We start from the raw sequence: 17,791 nt of genomic DNA, 5'->3' as shown, positions 1-17,791 counted from the left end.
CCCCAGCCCCCACCCCCGACACCGGAGCCGACGCCGGCGCCGGCGCCGATGGCCCGGCTCCCGACACCGACAGCGAAGCCAATGGCACCGCCGCCGTCCTCGGCCGGACCGGGAGCCGTCTCGTGCGGGCGCTCGGCATCCCCGGGGTCCCCGGGTTCCGCGCCGACACCTTCGGCTTCGCCCTCTTCGACGGGGACCGGGCGCGGGCCGCCTTCGCCGCCTCGACCCTCGACGGCCCGGCCGTCGACGCCGAGGTCACCCGCCTGCTGCGCCGCCGCGCCGGTGCCGGGGCCGTCGTCGAGGTGCCGCTGCGCCTCCGCGCCGCTGCGCGGGCCGCCCGGCCGGCGCCGTCCCGCCGCGGCGCCGCCGAGCTGCGCGGGGCGTTCGGGGACCTGCTGCGCCTGAACGCAGGCGGCCTCACCGTCGCCGCCGTCTTCCTGGCTCTTTCCTTCTACGTCTTCCACGGCCTGTGGGCCGACCTCGACGGCCGCTACCTGAAGGACGCGCTCCAGGACCAGAACCAGTGGGAGTGGTTCGTCGGCGTCGCGACCGACAACATCGCCCACCTGCGCAATCCGCTCTTCACCACCGCCCAGGGCATGCCCGACGGCGTGAACCTGATGGCGAACGCGACGATGCTCGGCCTGACGGTGCCGCTCATCCCGGTCACGCTGCTGTTCGGCGAGACCGTCACGTTCGCCCTCGTCCTGACCCTCGGCATGGCAGCCAGCGCCTGGACCTGGTACTGGCTGATCCGCCGCCGCTGTACGCCGAACCGCTGGGCGGCGGCCGTCGGCGGGGCGCTCGCCGCGTTCGCGCCGCCGATGGTCTCGCACGCCAACGGCCACCCGAACTTCGTCGTGCTCTTCATGCTCCCTCTGATCATCGATCGGGCGCTGCGCCTCGCCGAGGGGCGGAACGTGGTCCGCGACGGGGTACTGCTCGGGCTGTTCGCGACGTACCAGATCTTCCTGGGCGAGGAGCCGCTGCTCATCGCCGCGCTCGGCATGCTGGTCTACTGCCTCGCCTGGCTCGCCGTCGACCGCCGCCGCGCCCTCGCCGCCGCGCCGTCGCTCCTGCGGGGCCTGGGGATCGCCCTGGCGGTCTGCCTGCCCCTGCTGGCCTTTCCGCTGTCCTGGCAGTTCTTCGGTCCGCAGAGCTACCACTCGGTCCTGCACGGGGACAACGCAGGCAACAGCCCGCTCGCCCTGATCGAGTACGCCGCCCGCTCCCTGTTCGGCGACGCCGAGACCGCGGGGCGCCTCTCGCTGAACACCACCGAGCAGAACGCCTTCTACGGCTGGCCGCTGCTGGCCCTCGGCACGGCCGTGTGCGTGTGGATGTGGCGGCGCCCCGCCGTCCGCGCCCTGGCGATCACCGGGGCCGTGGCGCTGCTGCTGTCCCTCGGGCCGCGGGTGCCCGTACCGCGCACCGACCTCGTGCTTCCCGGCCCCTGGGCGGTGTTCGCGCGGATGCCGCTGTTCGAGTCGGTGATCGAAGGCCGGGTGGCGATGGTGTGCGCGCCGGTCCTGGGCATCCTGATCGCCCTCGCGCTCGACCGGGTCGCGCAGGCACGCACCCGCGAGCTGCGCGCCGTCGGTCTGCTGGCGGTCGCGGCGGCGCTGATCCCGATCCTGCCGCTGCCGCTGGCCGTACGGGACCGTGCGCCGGTGCCCGCGTTCATCACCTCGGGCGCCTGGAAGGGCTACGTCGACCAGGGCGGGGTACTCGTTCCGGTGCCGCTGCCCGACCCGGGCCAGGCCGACGCCCTGCACTGGCAGGTCGAGGCGGACTTCGGCTTCCGCCTCGCCGGGGGCTACTTCAACGGCCCGTGGGGGCCCGAGCGGATCGGGATCTACGGGGCCGCGCCGCGCCACCTGTCGAACCTGCTGCGGGACGTCCGCTACGGGGCCGCGCCGCCCGAGGTGACGCCGCGGTGGCGGGAGCAGGCCCGGCAGGACCTGGAGCACTGGAAGGCCGGCGCGGTGGTGCTGCCGTTCCAGGACCGGTCGGACGAGCTGAAGTCCCTGATCAGCGAGCTGCTGGGGCAGCAGCCGGAGCAGGTGCTGGACGTGTGGGTGTGGCGGGTCGGCCCGCGGCCCGACACGGTCCCGGGCGCGGTCCCGGGCGGGGCGCAGCCGCAGTCGTAGCCACCGCCGCCGGGACCGCGGAACGGCCCGCCGCAGGGCCCGGCTTCCGGCCGGGTTCTGCGCAGGCCTTCGCGGAGGGTGTCCGGCGCATTACGCTGACGGCATCGGCGGCAACGACTGATCGGAGCCCGAGTGGCCTGTGACCTGTGGCTGGTCCCCCTTGTCGACGTGCTGTGCCACAGCCCCGACAATCCCTTCGCGGAAGAGATCGCCTCGTACGACAGGGCGCTGGGCGAGGCCGGACTGCCGTCCGTGCCGGTGTTCGCCTACATGCCGGGCCTCAGCGGGGATGTGGCCCCGGTCGCCGGCTTCGACTACGACGCCCTGCACTTCCTGCGGCGGGCGTACCTGCTGCAGGTCCGCGGGCTGCCGGTGACCCCGGTGGACGGGTTGGGCGGGGACTACGAGCAGCTGCTGGAGATGTTCGAGGCCACGGCCCGGCAGTCGCACCTGGTGTGGCACTACGACCACGCCGGGGCGTACGTCCCGGTGGACTTCTCGGCGCCCCTGGCGAACGAGGAGCTGCTGGGCGCGGGCGGGCCGCTGGGGTCGGCGCAGGGCCTGCTGCGGGAGCTGGCGGTGGTGGCCCCGGCGATCGGGATCGATCCGGTGAACCCGCCGGTGGCTCCGGCCCCGCCGGGCCGGCCGACCTCACTGGAGGAGCCGGCGGGTCCGGTTCCGTACGACGACAGCCCCTTCGCCCGGGAGCGGCACGTGTGGCTGGGCCTGCACGCGGCCGCGACCCGCAGCCTCGGCCAGGGCTCGATGATCATCTTCAGCTGACCCGCGACCCGCGACCCGCGACCCGCGACCCGCGACCGCGCGAACCGCGCCCCGGCCGACGGGTGACCGGCGAACCGGCCGACCGGCCGACGGGCCGGGGCCCGGCTGAACCGGCTGGCCGGGGCCGGCCGGCCCCCGGGGGCCCGGGCGGACGTACCGCTTCAGCGGGGCTGCTCCGGGGGCCGCTGCCGCGGCATGTTGGGCCGGGTCCCGGGCGGCAGCGGGAACCGCGCCGGCGGGAGCCCGGCCTCGGAGCGGGGGGCGGAGCCGCCGAGCGACTGGAGCACCAGCGGCGCGGGCCCCGAACCGAACTCCAGCATCCACTCGGCGGTCTCGGAGCGCACGAGTTCGGCCACGTCCTCCGAGAACCGCCGCAGCACCGTCAGGCAGCGCTCCGCGGCCTCGCTCGCCGTGCCCTCGGTGGGGCCCAGGACCTCCCGTACGTTCTCCGAGGCCCAGTCGAACTGGAGCGTCTGCAGCCGGCGCTGCACTGCCTGGGCCGTCGCGACGTCCCGCATCCAGCCCGAGGTCAGGCCGAAGAACTTGTCGCAGGCCACACAGGCCGCGGCCAGCAGCAGCGAAAGACAGCCGTACGTGGTGGCGCCGGGCGCGGCCCCGGTGAGCTCCAGCAGCGGCATCGAGGCGCCCACGACCGCCCCCACGGCGGCGCCCACCCGCAGGGTCCGCGCGCCCCTGCGCTTCCATGCGCGGTCGGACAGGTACCACTCCGCCGTGCGCAGTGCATCCGCCTCGACCCGACGGTAGAGCTCGTCCAGCCGTTCGGCGGGCTCACCCCAGTCCCCGAGGGGGAACGGTCCGCCGGTCAGATCGCCCGCCGCCATGGGCCCGCCGCCCTCCTCCCGGGATCCCGGGGACTCCCGGGGTTCCAGGGGATCCCGGGGTGGCCCCTCGGGCTGCATCTCCGGCTGGCTCACCCGGCGCTCCCTCTGCCTGCGCTGACGTGTGGTGGTGCGCGTGTGCGCAATGATGCGCATGCTCTTCCTACCTTCGAATGACGGCCGGTGCGCGAAGAATCCCCGGATTCCCGCTCACAAGAAGGTCACCGGCAGCGGCGCGCACGCCCGGCCACTCACTCGAAAGAGTTGGTCCTCACGGCGTAGGGCGCCGCGCGCGGGGAGCACGTAGGCTCGGATTGACCAAGCGTTCCGACGGCACGGAAGAGAGTGACCTGTGTTTCCCGGTGGCGGACAGCCCAACATGCAGCAGCTGCTCCAGCAGGCCCAGAAGATGCAGCAGGACCTCGCGGCGGCCCAGGAGGAGCTGGCGCGCACCGAGGTGGAGGGCCAGGCGGGCGGCGGCCTCGTCAAGGCCACCGTCAACGGCTCCGGTGAGCTGCGCGCCCTCGTGATCGACCCCAAGGCCGTGGACCCGGAGGACACCGAGACCCTGGCCGACCTGGTCGTCGCGGCCGTCCAGGCGGCCAACGAGAACGCCCAGGCGCTCCAGCAGCAGAAGCTGGGCCCCCTCGCCCAGGGCCTGGGCGGCGGCAGCGGCATCCCCGGCCTGCCGTTCTAGGCCCTGCGCCCCGGGCCACCCGCCCACGGCCCCCGTCCGGCCCCGGCCAAGGCCTTACGGGCTCCATCAGCCAGTCATCCGGCATCCAGAGCAGTACAGAAAGAAGGCAGTCCGTTGTACGAAGGCGTGGTCCAGGACCTGATCGACGAGCTGGGCAGGCTGCCCGGAGTCGGGCCCAAGAGCGCGCAGCGGATCGCCTTCCACATCCTGCAGGCGGAGCCGACCGACGTCCGGCGCCTCGCGCACGCGCTGCTGGAGGTCAAGGAGAAGGTCCGGTTCTGCGCCGTGTGCGGCAACGTGGCGCAGGCGGAGCAGTGCGGCATCTGCCGCGACCCGCGCCGCGACCTCACCGTCATCTGCGTGGTGGAGGAGCCGAAGGACGTGGTCGCCATCGAGCGGACCCGCGAGTTCCGGGGCAGGTACCACGTCCTGGGCGGCGCGATCAGCCCGATCGAGGGCGTCGGCCCGGACGACCTGCGCATCCGCGAGCTGCTGGCGCGGCTCGCGGACGGCGAGGTGACCGAGCTGATCCTGGCCACCGACCCGAACCTGGAGGGCGAGGCCACGGCCACGTACCTCGCGCGCATGATCAAGCCCATGGGCCTGAAGGTCACCCGCCTGGCCAGCGGGCTCCCCGTCGGGGGAGACCTGGAGTACGCGGACGAGGTCACGCTCGGGCGGGCCTTTGAAGGAAGGCGACTTCTCGATGTCTGACGCAACGCTGCACGCCCTGGCCCAGGACCCGGACGACTTCGCCGTCCAGATCGCGGACCAGATCGAGTCGTTCATCGTCGCGGTCACCGAGGTGGCCAAGGGCGAGGACCCGGACAGCGCGGTGCCCTTCCTCCTGCTGGAGTTCTCCCAGCTGCTGCTGGCGGGCGGCCGGCTCGGCGCGTACCAGGACGTCCTGCCCGACGAGCGCTACGAGCCCGACCTCGGCCCGGAGCCGGACGTGGACGAGCTGCGCGAGCGGTTCGCGTACCTGCTCGACCCGATCGACGTGTACTCCGAGGTCTTCGACCCGTACGAGCCGCGCAAGACGCCGGTCGCCCACCGGATCTCCGACGACATCGCCGACGTGGTCACCGACCTGCGGCACGGCCTGGCGCACTACCGGGCGGGCCGGACGGCCGAGGCCCTGTGGTGGTGGCAGTTCTCCTACTTCTCCAACTGGGGCTCGACGGCCTCCGCGACCCTGCGCGCCCTGCAGTCGCTGGTCGCGCACGTACGCCTGGACCAGCCGCTGGCGGCCCTGGACGGGCTGGACACGGACGAGGACCTGGCCGAGGAAGACCTCGCCGAGCAGGCCGGCCGGGTGATGGCCGAGGAACTCGGCACGATCGGCCGCCGGGCGGCCCCGAGGCCGGTCGGCGAACGGTAGGGCGGGAAGCGGAGCACGGCAGGGCGCGAAGAGGGAGCGGTCCCCCCGCCGAAACGGACTGATCATGGGGTGACCCAAATGTCTCATGATGTGGTACGTGGCGGCCGGATTGCGGTCGCTCGTTAGACTGGCCCGCGACCGGAGTACTGGAATTGAGCGAGGAGCGCACGTGGGCCTTGTCGTGCAGAAGTACGGAGGCTCCTCCGTAGCCGATGCCGAGGGCATCAAGCGCGTCGCCAAGCGGATCGTGGACGCCAAGAAGAACGGCCACCAGGTGGTCGTCGTGGTTTCCGCGATGGGCGACACGACGGACGAGCTGATCGATCTCGCCGAGCAGGTGTCGCCGATGCCTGCCGGACGTGAGTTCGACATGCTGCTGACCGCCGGAGAGCGGATCTCCATGGCGCTGCTGGCCATGGCGATCAAAAACCTGGGCCACGAGGCCCAGTCGTTCACCGGCAGCCAGGCAGGCGTCATCACCGACTCGGTCCACAACAAAGCGCGCATCATCGATGTCACGCCGGGCCGTATCCGCACCGCGCTGAACGAGGGCAACATCGCCATTGTCGCCGGCTTCCAGGGCGTGTCCGCCGACAGCAAGGACATCACCACCCTGGGCCGCGGCGGCTCGGACACCACCGCCGTCGCGCTCGCCGCGGCGCTGGACGCCGAGGTCTGCGAGATCTACACCGACGTCGACGGCGTCTTCACCGCCGACCCGCGCGTGGTGAAGAAGGCCCGGAAGATCGACTGGATCTCCTCCGAGGACATGCTGGAGCTCGCCGCCTCCGGCTCCAAGGTGCTGCTGCACCGCTGCGTCGAGTACGCGCGCCGTTACAACATCCCGATCCACGTCCGCTCGTCCTTCTCCGGACTGCCGGGTACCTGGGTCAGCAACGAGAAGCCCGAGTCGCAAGGGGACGATCAGGTGGAGCACGCCATCATCTCCGGAGTCGCCCACGACGTCTCCGAAGCCAAGATCACCGTCGTCGGCGTCCCGGACAAGCCGGGCGAGGCCGCGGCCATCTTCCGCGCCATTGCGGACGCCGAGATCAACATCGACATGATCGTCCAGAACGTGTCCGCCGCGGCGACCGGCCTGACGGACATCTCCTTCACCCTCCCCAAGACCGAGGGCCACAAGGCCATCGACGCCCTGGAGAAGGCGAAGGCGCAGATCGGCTTCGACTCCCTGCGCTACGACGACCAGATCGGCAAGATCTCCCTGGTCGGCGCGGGCATGAAGACCCACCCCGGCGTCACCGCCTCCTTCTTCCAGGCGCTGTCCGACGCGGGCGTCAACATCGAGCTGATCTCCACCTCCGAGATCCGCATCTCGGTGGTGACCCGCCAGGACGACGTCAACGCCGCCGTCGTCGCCGTCCACACGGCCTTCGGCCTCGACTCCGACAGCGACGAGGCCGTCGTCTACGGAGGCACCGGACGATGACCAGCGCCCGGTCCTCCGGCCCGGCGCTCGCCGTGGTCGGGGCGACCGGGGCAGTCGGAACCGTCCTGCTCCAGATCCTGTCCCGGCGGGCGGACGTCTGGGGCGACATCCGCCTGATCGCCTCCGCGCGCTCGGCCGGCCGCATGCTGGCCGTCCGCGCGGAGGAGACCGAGGTCCTCGCCCTCACCGAGGACGCCTTCGACGGCCTCGGCCACGGCGACATCGTGATCTTCCTGACCCCGGCCGAGGTCTCGGCCCGCTGGGCGCCCGTCGCCACCGCGCGCGGCGCCGCCGTCGTCGACCGGTCCGCCGCCTTCCGCGAGGACCCCGAGGTGCCGCTCGTGGTGCCCGAGGTCAACGCCGCCGCCGTACGGCACCGGCCGCGCGGCATCGTGGCCGGCCCGGACTGCGTCACCGCCGCGCTGACCGCCGCCCTGGGCGCCCTGCACGCCGAGTACGGGCTCGCCGACCTGACCGTGTCCTCGTACCAGGCCGCGAGCGCCGCCGGACGGGCCGGCTCCGAGGCGCTGCGCCGCCAGCTGTCGCTGGTGGCCGGGACCCCGCTGGGCGAGATGACCGGGGACGTGCGGCGCGCGGTCGGCGAGGACACCGGCCCCTTCGCGGGCCCCCTCGCGCTGAACGTCGTCCCGTGGTCCGGGCAGCTCGGCGACGACGGCTGGTCCACCCACGAGCTCGCCGTACGGGCCCAGACCCGACGGGTCCTCGGGCTGGACACCCTTCCGGTGGCGGTGACCTGCGTCCAGGTGCCTGTGCTGACCGGGCACTCGCTGAGCGTCCGCGCCCGGTTCGAGGCCCCTGCGGCCGCCGGGCGGGCCCGCGAGGTCCTCCAGGCCGCCCCGGGCGTGGTCGTCGTGGACGAACCGGCGGCGGGCGAGTTCCCGACCCCTGTGGACGCGGCGGGAACGGACCCGGCGTGGGTGGGACGGCTGCGCGCCTCCCTCGACGACCCGCGCTCGCTGGAGTTCTTCGTGTGCGCCGACAACCTCCAGGGCGGCGCCGCCCTGAACGCCGTGCGAATCGCGGAACTGATCGCTGGTGAATTCGCGTAATGCACTTTGTAGGATCAGGTGCTGATCCCTTGATCAAGGTGATGGCCTGACTGCCGCTGGACGGCCAGGGCAATCAGGAAGAACGAGTACGCATGAGGGCAATGAGGATGGTGCTGGCCGGTCCGCCTCGCGCGTACAACCCTGGTGGGGGGACGCGTGTCCAACTGGCGTGGCAGAGGCACTACTCGTACGCGACAGCGCACCGGTGCGCAGCACGGTTGCTGCACCGCGGCGTCGGCGCACCCGGACGACCGGCGACATCCCGGTGACCGTGCCGCCCCCCTCCGCCCTGCCGACCCCCGGGCGGCCGCGTGCCCACGCCGCGCGATAGCGCGGGACCTGCCGACCCGGACGCGAACGACACGCACGGCACGCACGGCACGCACGAGGCGCACGACACGCACGAGGCGCACGACACGCACGAAGGGATCGGCGGGACCGGCGCCGGGGCCGCTGCCACCGCCCTGCCCGGGTCCGCCGCCACGCCCCTGTCCGAGGCCGCTGCCACCGCGCCGCCGCCCGTGGTCGTGGCCGGCACCACGGTCGACCACCTCACCGAGACCTACCAGGCCCACTACCGCTCGCTGCTGGGCCTGGCCGCGCTGCTCCTCGACGACACCGCCTCCTGCGAGGACGTCGTCCAGGAGGCGTTCATCCGCGTCCACTCGGCCCGCGACCGGGTCCGGGACCGGGACAAGACGCTGGCGTACCTGCGCCAGACGGTGGTCAACCTCTCCCGCTCCGCGCTGCGCCGCCGCATCCTCGGCCTGAAGCTGCTGTCGAAGCCGATGCCGGACATGGCCAGCGCCGAGGAGGGCGCGTACGACCAGCTGGAACGGGACGACCTCATCAAGGCGATGCGCGGACTGCAGCGGCGCCAGCGCGAGGTGCTGGTGCTGCGGTACTTCGCGGACATGACCGAGGCCCAGGTCGCCGAGACCCTCGGCGTCTCGCTCGGCTCGGTGAAGGCGTACGGATCGCGGGGCATTGCCGCGCTGCGGGTGGCGATGGAGGCTCAGCAGTCATGATGGACGACCACACGCGACCGGACGGGGCCGGCGACGAGCAGGAGCTGCGCACCCTGCTGCACGCCGCCGTCTCGGGCCTGGAGCCCTCCGCCGGCGCCCTGGACCGGCTGCGGTCCGCCGTCCCCGCCCGCCGGGCCCGCAAGCGCCGGGCCATCGTCGGCGCCGCCGCGGCCGCGCTGCTGGCCGGCACCGCCCTGCCCACCGCCCTGCACCTGGGCATCGCGGGCGGCGAGGGCAGCGTCAGCGACCACTCCGCCATGGCCGGACACGGCGAGGAAGCCGCCACCGGAGCGGGCGCCGGTGGCCACGGCCACGACCACAGCGGAGCGGGCCACCCGCCCAAGCAGCCCAAAGGTGCCGGCGCGGGCCCCGGAGGGCACGGCGGTACCACCGCCGGCTCGGACCCCACCGCCGCAGGCTCCCCGTCGGGCGGCGGCACGGCCGACCCGTCCGCCGGCGGCACGGGCGGCGCGACCGGGAGCTCCGGCGGCCCGATGCCGCCCGTGGCGTCCCCCGCCGCACCGGGGTGCAGCGCCGACCAGCTCGGGGTGCAGGCCAACGCCCGCGCCCCAGAGGCCGACGGGAAGGTGTACGGCAGCTTCACGGTGACCAACGTGTCGGCCCGCGGCTGCAGCGTCGTCGGCCCGGACACCGTGACCGCGGCCTCGGTGAGCTCCTCCGCGTCCGGCGGGGCCGGCGGCGTCACCGTCGTCGGCCACACCGCGGGGGACGCGGCGCCCGGGCTGCCCGACCCGTCGGCGGAGGCGCCGTCGCTGGTGCTCCAGCCGTACGCGGCGTACGAGGTCCGCTTCGCCTGGGTGCCCTCGGGGATGTCCTGCCCGGCGGCCAGCGCCGACCCGGGGACCAAGCCCCCGGCGGGCAGTACGCCGCAGGAGCAGCTCCCGGCCGACGGCACGGCCGCGGCGGAACCGGCGGCGGGCGGGGCCGCCGAGCCGGCCGCGGCCACCACAGGCGTGGCGGTGTCCCACACCCCAGCCACGGCGGTGCCGGGCGCGCCGGCCCCGACCACCAGGGCGACGATCCCGGCGGCCTGCGGGGGCACGCTCTACCGGACGGGCGTCATTCCGGTCGACGCGGCGCAGAAGCCCTGACCGGCTCCTCCGGCTCCTCCGACCCCGGCGCTGCGGACGCGGCAGCCGGGGCCTCCCCGCCGGCCGCGTCGGCTCCTGCGCCCGTGTCTGCTCCTGCGCCCGCGTCGGCGCCTGCAGCTGCTTCGGCCGCGGGCAGCAGCCCCGCCTCGGCGTCGCGCAGGGACTCCACCTCGCGGCGGTACAGCCGGAACCACATGAACAGCACGAACGCGGCGAAGACGAACCACTCGCCGGTGTAGCCCAGGTTCTGGAACGCCTTCAGGTCCAGCCCGGTGTTGCTCGGCGCCTTCGCGGGCACCGGCGTCAGCCCGTCCGCCGGGGCCTGCACCGTCAGCCAGGCGTCGTACAGCTCGTACGGCACCAGGTTGACCAGCGAGGCCGCCCCGATCACCCCGAGCTGCCCGGCCGGGAGCCCGCCCTGGGAGTGCACGCCCTTGCTGGTGGAGGTCTCCGAGGCCTGCAGGGCGCCCGTCACCTCGACCCGCCCGCCCGGTGCGGCCGGCGCCCGGCCGGGGTCCGCCGTGCCCGGCAGCCAGCCCCGCACCACGGGGACGGTCTTGCCGGAGTCGGTCTTCAGCAGGGTCAGGACGTAGAAGCCGTCCTTCCCGTCGAGCCGCCGCTCGGGGACCAGCAGCTGGTCGGCGTACTGCCCGGAGACGGTGGCGAGGCGGCCGGAGGTCTTCTTGTCCACCGGAAGCAGCGAGTCCAGCGGCGCGGCCGCCTCCTCGGCGGGGCGCGCCCCGGACGCCTCCCGGTGGGTGTCGACGCGGTCCTCGAACCGGCCGAGCTGCCAGGTCCCCATGAACAGGCAGACGGGAACGGCCAGCGCGACGAAGACGTTAATCCCCCACCAGCGCGGGGTCAGGAGAAACCGGTGCACCCCACCACCGTACGGGGGGTGCACCGCGATCACGGTGGCGGGGGTTCGCCGCGCGGTCCGCCCCCGCCGCCCGTGACCCCGCTTCAGCGCGGCAGGTGCTTCAGCGCGAAGTCGATCTCCATCCTGACCTGCTTGATCCGCTCCTCCACCACCAGCGAGCCGTGCCCGGCGTCGTACCGGTACACCTCGTGCACCGCGCCGCGCGCCGCCAGCCGGTCCACGTAGTTGTCGATCTGCCGGATCGGGCAGCGCGGGTCGTTCACGCCCGCCGCGATGTGCACCGGCGCCTGCACCGCGTCCACGTACGTGAGCGGGGAGGACGCCGCGAAGCGCTCCGGGACCTCCTCCGGCGTGCCGCCGAACAGGGTGCGGTCCAGGGCCTTCAGCGCCTCCATCTCGTCGTGGTACGCGGTCACGTAGTCCGCGACCGGTACGGCGGCCAGCCCCACCGCCCAGGCCTCCGGCTGCATGCCCAGGCCCAGCAGCGTCAGGTACCCGCCCCACGAGCCGCCCGACAGCACCAGCCGGGACGGGTCCGCCAGGCCCGAGGCCACCGCCCACTCGCGGACCGCGGTGATGTCCTCCAGCTCGATCAGACCGACCCGGTGCTTGAGGGCGTCGGTCCACTCGCGGCCGTATCCCGTCGAGCCCCGGTAGTTGACCCGGACCACCGCGAAGCCGTGGTCCAGCCAGGCGGCCGGGGCGGCCGCGAAGGCGTCGCAGTCGTGCCAGGTCGGACCGCCGTGCACCTCGAACACGGTGGGGAAGGGGCCCTCGCCGTGGCCGACGGGCCGCTGCGCGAGCGCGTGGATCCGCCCGCCCGGGCCCTCGACCCACACGTCCTCCACCGGGACCGAGCGGGGCGGCCGGAAGCCCGGCGCATCCAGCACCACCCCGCCCGCCGTCGACCGGATCGCCGAGGGCTCGGCCGCCGAGGACCACTGGTACTCGACCGTCCCGTCGGGCCGCGCCGTCGCACCCGAGACCGTGCCGGGCGGGGTCTCCACCCGGGTCAGCTCCTGCGCGGCCAGGTCGTAGCGCCACAGCTCGCTGCGCGCCTCGAAGCTGTGCTCGACCAGCAGCGCCGAGCCGTCCGGATACCATTCGGCGCTCACGTCGCCCGGCAGGTCCAGCAGCAGCTCCTGCTCGGAACCGGTGGCCGTGTCCCACACCATCGGCTCCCAGCGGCCGCGCCGCTGGTGGCCGACGAGCAGCCGGGTGTCGCCGGCGACCGGGGCGAAACCGAGGACCTCCAGGCCCAGCTCCAGGGTGCCGCCGCGGGAGTCGTCCAGCTCCGCGACCGTGGTGCCGTCGAGGGTGACCACGCGCAGGGACGAGTGCATGGCGTCGCCGTGCTCGGTGTGCTCGATCGCGATCAGGGTGCCGTCCCGGGACAGGTCACCGACCCCCGCCGACTCGCGGTGCCGGTAGATCTCCACCGGCTCCGCGCCGCCCGGCCGCACCACGTGGACGGTCGAGCCCTCCTCGTCGGTGGAGCGGCCCACGACCGCCGTCCCGTCCCGGCCGATGGCGAGACCGGCCGGGTACGAGGGCTCCAGGCCGGGGGTGGCCGGCTCGTCGGGGCCGCCCGCGAAGGGCTGGCGGACCCAGGTGCCGAACTCGTCGCCGTCGGTGTCGGAGAACCACCAGATCCACTCCCCGTCGGGGGAGAGCGTTCCGTCGGTGGTGCCGTTGGGCCGCTCCGTGGCCTGCCGCTGGGTGCCGGTGGCGCGGTCCCAGGCGTACAGCTCGTAGGTGCCCGTCGCGTTGGAGACGAACAGCGAGCGGTGCGGGGCGTCCTCGGCCCACTCGGGCAGTGCGACGCGCGGCGCCCGGAAGCGCTTCTCCCAGTCGGGCATGCCCGTGGCCGTGTTCTCAGTCATACCCCTATGTAACCCGATCGGGTGGCCCGGCCAGCCGGTCCGCGGTCCGCTGCCGCGGATGCCGCCCGCCCCGAACGGGGGGACAGTGGAGGACATACGCCCTGCGAAGCCGGAGGAGGACCCGTCATGGCCAAGAAGGAGCGTGCCGGTACGGCGCATGCCGCGGAGCGCGAGCACGAGCGGGCGAAGAACACGGCCGCCGAGGCCCGCGCCAAGTCCGCGGCCCGCGATGCGCAGACCCTCTCGGCGAAGACGAGGGGCATGTACCAGAAGGCCCAGGCCAAGCGCGGCTGACCAGCCGCCGGCCACCCCGCCGCAGCACGGCCGACCCGCCGCAGCACGACCGACCAGCCGTCCTCCGGCCTGTCCGCCGCGCTTCCGCCGTCTGCCGCGCTGCGGCCTGTCCGCCTTCCGCCGTCTGCCGCGCTGGGGCCGATCCGCCGCGCCCCGGCCCCGCACGCCCCGCCGGGCCCTACGCTGGCCCCATGCGGATGACCGTCCGGGGCGCCCGGCTGCTGCACGCCGACCGCCCCGGTGTGCTGCGCCCCGGCCTGTACGAGGTCCGGGTCGGCCCGGACGGCAGGATCGCCCGGATCTCCCCGGACGACGGCCGCGCGGATCCCTCGCACCCGCCGCCCGCCGGCGTGCTCGTCGACGCGGACGGCGGGCTGCTCACCGCCCCCTTCGTCGAACCGCACATCCACCTGGACACCGCTCTGACCGCCGGGGACCCGCGCCCCAACGCCTCCGGCACCCTCTGGGAGGGCATCGCCTGCTGGAGCGCCCGCAAACGCACCCTGACGCGCGAGGACGTCATCGCCCGCGCCACCGAGGTGCTGCGCTGGCAGGCCGCCCAGGGCGTGCTGCACGTGCGGACCCACTGCGACGTCACCGACCCGGAACTCACCGCGCTGGACGCGCTGCTGGAGGTCCGCGACCGGGTCCGGGAGTTCATGACCCTCCAGATCACCGCCTTCCCCCAGGAGGGCATCCTCTCCTTCCCCCGCGGCGAGGCGCTGCTGCGCGAGGCGGTGGCCCGCGGCGCGGACGTCGTCGGGGCGATCCCGCACTTCGAGGACACCCGCGAGGACGGGGTCGCGTCCCTCGGCGTCGCCTTCGCCGTCGCCGAGGAGCACGGCCTGCGCGTCGACGCCCACTGAGACGAGATCGACGACGAGCAGTCCCGGTTCGTGGAGGTGCTGGCCGCGCTCGCCCTGCGCTCGGGGCTGCGGGACCGCGCGACCGCCTCGCACACGACCGCCATGGGCTCCTACGGCGGCGCGTACAGCTTCAAACTCCAGCGGCTGCTGGCCCGTTCCGGGATCAACCTGGTCGCCAACCCGTTCGCCAACCTCAACCTGCAGGGCCGTTTCGACGCCTACCCCAAGCGGCGCGGCCTCACCCAGGTCAAGGAGATGCTGGCCGCCGGCGTCAACGTGGCCTTCGGACACGACGACGTCATGGACCCGTGGAACGCGCTCGGCACCGCCAACCCCCTCCAGACCGCCCTCGTCGGCCTGTACGCCGCCCAGCTGACCGGAGCGGACGAGATCCCCGTGGCCTACTCGATGGTGACGGACCGCGCCGCCCGCATCCTGGGACTGACCGCCTCCGAGTACGGCATCGCCGAGGGCGCCGCCGGATCCTTCGTCGTGCTGCCCGCGCCCACCCCGCAGGAGGCGGTCCGCCGCCAGGTCCGGCCCCGGTACGTCGTGGCGCACGGCAGGGTCGTTGCCGAGACCCCGCCCGCGCCGACCCTGCTGACCTGGCCGGGCGAGCCCCCGGCCGAGGTCGACTTCGGCCGTCCCCCCGGTGAATCCCCCTGACCGGCGGCCGCGTGACACCGTGTCGGGCCTGAGCCGGCCGGGCCCGCCGGTACCCTCTCGCCCATGTCGTGGGACGAGGACGGAACACCGCATCCCCTCGCACTGCGCCGCAGCGGCCGCAGCGAGCAGGAACCGGACCGGCTGCCGGAGGTCCGGGAGCTTGAGGCTCTCGGCTGGGAGCCCGCCCCCGAGGAGGCGGCCTGGGTGTTCCTGCCGTACGTCTGGCCCCCGCACGCCCGCACCTGGATCCCCGACCGGTCCACCCACTGGGCGGTGGACACCGTCCTCGACGGGCACGGGCACGTCACCGACGTGCACGCCGTCCCGCTGGCGGACCCGGACCTCCACGTCCTCGACCGCGAGACCGACGAGGCCGTCGCCGCACTCGGGCTGCCGCCGCGGCCGCCCGGCCGACTGTGGCTGCTGCGACCGGTCGGCCCCTTCGCCACCGTCGGGGCGGTCCTGGAACACCTCGGGACGGCGGCCGGTGGGCGCGGGGTGGAGGTCGCCGCCTCGGCGGCCTTCATGGAACTGGTCCGGGCCGAACTGGCGGCCCTGGCGGCGGAGGAGTAGGCGAGGAGCGGCGGGGCTCCGGGGCGTAGGCTCGCGACCATGCGCATACGCCTGCACCAGATCGTCGTGGACTGCCGGGAGCCGGGGACGCTGGTGCGGTTCTGGGCGCGGCTGCTGGAGGCCGAGCCGGCCGACCGGGCCCGCGGGTGGTCACACCTGGAGCTGCCCGGCGTGGCGCGGCTGGCGTTCCAGCCCGTGCCCGAAGGCAAGGTGGTGAAGAACCGGCTGCACCTCGACCTCGCGGTCGACGACGTCACGGCCGCCGCGGCCCGGGCCGTGGAGCTGGGCGCCACCGCGGTCGGCGGACCCGTCACCGACGACCAGGGCTCCTTCCAGGCGATGTGCGACCCGGAGGGCAACGAGTTCTGCTTCGTCACCGGCTGACCGCCGACCGCCTTTTCGCGGTCGGGCGGTGAGGGCGGTGAGGGCGGTGAGGGCGGTGAGGCTATCCCAGCGCCCGGTAGTGCGTGACGAGCCGCCGGTCGCCGCCGAGGACGTGGAACGCCAGCGCCGGCGCGGACTCGAAGTCCACGACGGGGCGGCCCTCCAGGGGCAGCGGAACGGTGGAGGCCACCCCGGGCGCCACGAGCAGCGGCAGCCCCGCGAAGGTGCTGGCCGCGGCGGCGTGCGCGTGCCCGCACAGCAGGGCGACGACGTGCGGGTGGCGGCCCAGCACCTCGGCGAGGCGGTCCTCGCCGAACTGCCGGACCCGGTCCACGTGCGGGGTGTGCAGGTCGACCGGCGGATGGTGGAAGCAGACGAACACCGGCAGGGCGCCGTCCTCGGCGGCCAGCGCGTCGTCGAGTCGGCGCAGGGTGGCGTCGCTCAACACCCCCTCGTCCTTGCCCGGGACCGTCGAGTCGCACAGCACGAACACGGCACCGGGCGTGCGGACGACCCGGTTCAGCTCCTCGTCCTCCGGCTTGCCGTCGAGCAGCCCGGCCCGGAACGGCCCGCGCCGGTCGTGGTTGCCGGGCAGGACCAGGACCGGCCAGGGCAGGTCGAGCAGCTCGCGCGCCTGCGCGTACTCCTCGTCCGTGCCGTGGTCGGCGATGTCGCCGGACACCAGCACGGCGTCCACCGGGCCGGGCAGCTCCCTGAGGTAGTCCAGCACCTTCCGGGCGCGCTCGGTGGCGCGCTCTCCGAGGTCCAGGTGCAGGTCGCTGACATGGGCGATGACGGTCACGTCTCTTCCTTCCGCGCGTCGTCCGCCGCCGCGGCCCGGAAACGGGCCCGGGCCTCGGCGCTGGTGCGTCCGACGCTACCCGCCGCGGGCGGCCCCACCCCTGCCGTTTCCGGGGCCGCCGGGCCTAGAGCAGGTCGCCGGGAACGGCGGCGTACGCGTCGCGCAGCGCATCGATCACCGGATGAGAACCGGAACCGGAACCGGAGTCAGCGCCGGCGTCGGCGCCGGGAAGCCCCACCCCGTCCACGGCACTGACGGCCCGCACCCCCATCGCCGCGTTGGTGGCGAAGGCGGCCTCGAACCCCGCGACATCCGGCAGCCGCACGCCCCGACTGCCGTACGGGTGGACCTGCTTCAGCAACTGCATGGTCACCCCGTCGAGGCACTCGGCGTCCGGCCAGACCACCTGCCCGCCGTCGACGAACCCGACGTTCCAGGTGGCCCCCTCGGACACCGCCTGCCCGGCGCCGACGAACAGCGCGTCGTCGAAGCCGTGCAGCTGGGCCTGCCGCCGGTGGTGCAGGCCGGCGAAGAGCCCGACGCTCTTGACGCCCGGCACGTCGCGCACGTACGGCGTCGACCGCACCCGCAGCGGCGGCAGCGCCGTACCGCCCGCCGGCCGGACGGTCACCAGCACCTGCGGATCACCGGCCGCGACGGGGCGCCCGGGATCGAGCCCCGGATCGAACACCGTCACCCGGACCGTGACGGCCCCCCGGCCCGGTGCCATCCGCCGCGCCAGCCCGCGCACCCGCTCCCCGTCGAGTTCGGCCCCGAACAGCATCCGGCAGTCCCGCCGCAGCCGCTCCAGGTGCAGCGCGAGCCCCTTCACCCGCCCGTCCTCGACCAGCATGGTCGTGAAGTGCCCGTAGTTGGCCAGCGCCAGCGCCTGCAACTCCCGAACCCCGACCGCCACCCCGTTCAGCTCACCCA

17 protein-coding genes and 1 pseudogene are annotated in these 17,791 nt (G+C 74.3%); 13 read left to right on the top strand and 5 right to left on the bottom strand.

Annotated features, from left to right (window positions below; all coding sequences use genetic code 11):
* Together HYE82_RS21805 and HYE82_RS21800 are read left to right on the top strand one after the other, a co-directional pair.
* The coding region (locus tag HYE82_RS21805; RefSeq protein ID WP_179175816.1) for a glycosyltransferase family 2 protein at positions 1-2,150 on the top strand (2,150 nt) is incomplete at its 5' end.
* 132 nt (positions 2,151-2,282) lie between these two features.
* Positions 2,283-2,933, top strand: a complete 651-nt coding sequence (locus HYE82_RS21800; protein ID WP_179175815.1) for a hypothetical protein — start codon at positions 2,283-2,285, stop codon at positions 2,931-2,933.
* A 161-nt stretch (positions 2,934-3,094) separates the two neighbouring features.
* Here the strand turns inward: HYE82_RS21800 and HYE82_RS21795 are convergent, their stop codons facing one another.
* Positions 3,095-3,868 carry an SLATT domain-containing protein gene (locus HYE82_RS21795; protein WP_309144400.1) on the bottom strand — a complete coding sequence of 258 codons (774 nt, stop codon included), beginning with the start codon at positions 3,866-3,868 and terminating at the stop codon, positions 3,095-3,097.
* Between the two features lie 256 nt (positions 3,869-4,124).
* Between HYE82_RS21795 and HYE82_RS21790 the strand changes: the two genes are divergently transcribed.
* From HYE82_RS21790 to HYE82_RS21760, 7 genes are all read left to right on the top strand, one after another.
* The gene (locus HYE82_RS21790) at positions 4,125-4,469 is read left to right on the top strand and encodes a YbaB/EbfC family nucleoid-associated protein (protein ID WP_179175813.1); all 345 of its coding nucleotides are present in this window, start codon (positions 4,125-4,127) and stop codon (positions 4,467-4,469) included.
* 114 nt (positions 4,470-4,583) lie between these two features.
* Positions 4,584-5,183, top strand: a complete 600-nt coding sequence (recR, locus tag HYE82_RS21785) for a recombination mediator RecR (RefSeq protein WP_179175812.1) — start codon at positions 4,584-4,586, stop codon at positions 5,181-5,183.
* Positions 5,176-5,850 carry a DUF5063 domain-containing protein gene (locus HYE82_RS21780; protein ID WP_179175811.1) on the top strand — a complete coding sequence of 225 codons (675 nt, stop codon included), beginning with the start codon at positions 5,176-5,178 and terminating at the stop codon, positions 5,848-5,850. Before recR ends, HYE82_RS21780 begins: the two co-directional genes overlap by 8 nt.
* Positions 5,851-6,019: 169 nt before the next feature.
* Entirely contained in the window at positions 6,020-7,300 is a 1,281-nt protein-coding gene (locus tag HYE82_RS21775) for an aspartate kinase (protein WP_179175810.1), read from the top strand.
* Positions 7,297-8,370, top strand: a complete 1,074-nt coding sequence (locus HYE82_RS21770; RefSeq protein WP_179175809.1) for an aspartate-semialdehyde dehydrogenase — start codon at positions 7,297-7,299, stop codon at positions 8,368-8,370. Before HYE82_RS21775 ends, HYE82_RS21770 begins: the two co-directional genes overlap by 4 nt.
* A 488-nt stretch (positions 8,371-8,858) precedes the next feature.
* The gene (locus HYE82_RS21765; protein WP_256987513.1) at positions 8,859-9,398 is read left to right on the top strand and encodes a SigE family RNA polymerase sigma factor; all 540 of its coding nucleotides are present in this window, start codon (positions 8,859-8,861) and stop codon (positions 9,396-9,398) included.
* The gene (locus tag HYE82_RS21760) at positions 9,395-10,510 is read left to right on the top strand and encodes a hypothetical protein (RefSeq protein ID WP_179175808.1); all 1,116 of its coding nucleotides are present in this window, start codon (positions 9,395-9,397) and stop codon (positions 10,508-10,510) included. The genes HYE82_RS21765 and HYE82_RS21760 overlap by 4 nt, the downstream gene beginning before the upstream one ends.
* On the opposite strand, the gene HYE82_RS21755 is transcribed toward HYE82_RS21760, so the two are convergent.
* Positions 10,479-11,390, bottom strand: coding sequence for an SURF1 family protein (locus HYE82_RS21755; RefSeq protein WP_179175807.1), 912 nt, complete (start codon positions 11,388-11,390; stop codon positions 10,479-10,481). The genes HYE82_RS21760 and HYE82_RS21755 overlap by 32 nt on opposite strands.
* 83 nt (positions 11,391-11,473) lie before the next feature.
* Positions 11,474-13,273 carry a prolyl oligopeptidase family serine peptidase gene (locus tag HYE82_RS21750; protein WP_256987510.1) on the bottom strand — a complete coding sequence of 600 codons (1,800 nt, stop codon included), beginning with the start codon at positions 13,271-13,273 and terminating at the stop codon, positions 11,474-11,476.
* 126 nt (positions 13,274-13,399) lie between these two features.
* On the opposite strand from HYE82_RS21750, the gene HYE82_RS21745 reads away from it, so the two are divergent.
* The 4 genes and pseudogenes from HYE82_RS21745 (at position 13,400) to HYE82_RS21730 (ending at position 16,056) form a co-directional block, all read left to right on the top strand.
* On the top strand, positions 13,400-13,567 hold the full coding sequence (locus HYE82_RS21745; protein WP_179175806.1) for a hypothetical protein: 168 nt from the start codon (positions 13,400-13,402) through the stop codon (positions 13,565-13,567).
* Positions 13,568-13,758: 191 nt separating this feature from the next.
* Positions 13,759-15,099, top strand: a pseudogene (codA, locus tag HYE82_RS39560) (cytosine deaminase).
* Between the two features lie 63 nt (positions 15,100-15,162).
* Positions 15,163-15,672 carry a DUF5956 family protein gene (locus HYE82_RS21735; RefSeq protein WP_179175805.1) on the top strand — a complete coding sequence of 170 codons (510 nt, stop codon included), beginning with the start codon at positions 15,163-15,165 and terminating at the stop codon, positions 15,670-15,672.
* A gap of 39 nt (positions 15,673-15,711) precedes the next feature.
* On the top strand, positions 15,712-16,056 hold the full coding sequence (locus tag HYE82_RS21730) for a VOC family protein (protein WP_179175804.1): 345 nt from the start codon (positions 15,712-15,714) through the stop codon (positions 16,054-16,056).
* Positions 16,057-16,117: 61 nt separating this feature from the next.
* Here the strand turns inward: HYE82_RS21730 and HYE82_RS21725 are convergent, their stop codons facing one another.
* Together HYE82_RS21725 and HYE82_RS21720 are read right to left on the bottom strand one after the other, a co-directional pair.
* Complete coding sequence (locus tag HYE82_RS21725) at positions 16,118-16,858, bottom strand: metallophosphoesterase (RefSeq protein WP_179175803.1); 741 nt, start codon at positions 16,856-16,858, stop codon at positions 16,118-16,120.
* Positions 16,859-16,982: 124 nt separating this feature from the next.
* Positions 16,983-17,783: an aminotransferase class IV gene (locus tag HYE82_RS21720; RefSeq protein WP_179175817.1), complete on the bottom strand. Its 801-nt coding sequence runs from the start codon at positions 17,781-17,783 to the stop codon at positions 16,983-16,985.
* Between the last annotated feature and the right edge of the window lie 8 nt (positions 17,784-17,791).

It is taken from the genome of Streptomyces sp. BR123, from assembly GCF_013401435.1.
Classification (GTDB): Bacteria; Actinomycetota; Actinomycetes; order Streptomycetales; family Streptomycetaceae; genus Streptomyces.
This window is presented reverse-complemented; position numbering and strand designations above follow the sequence as displayed.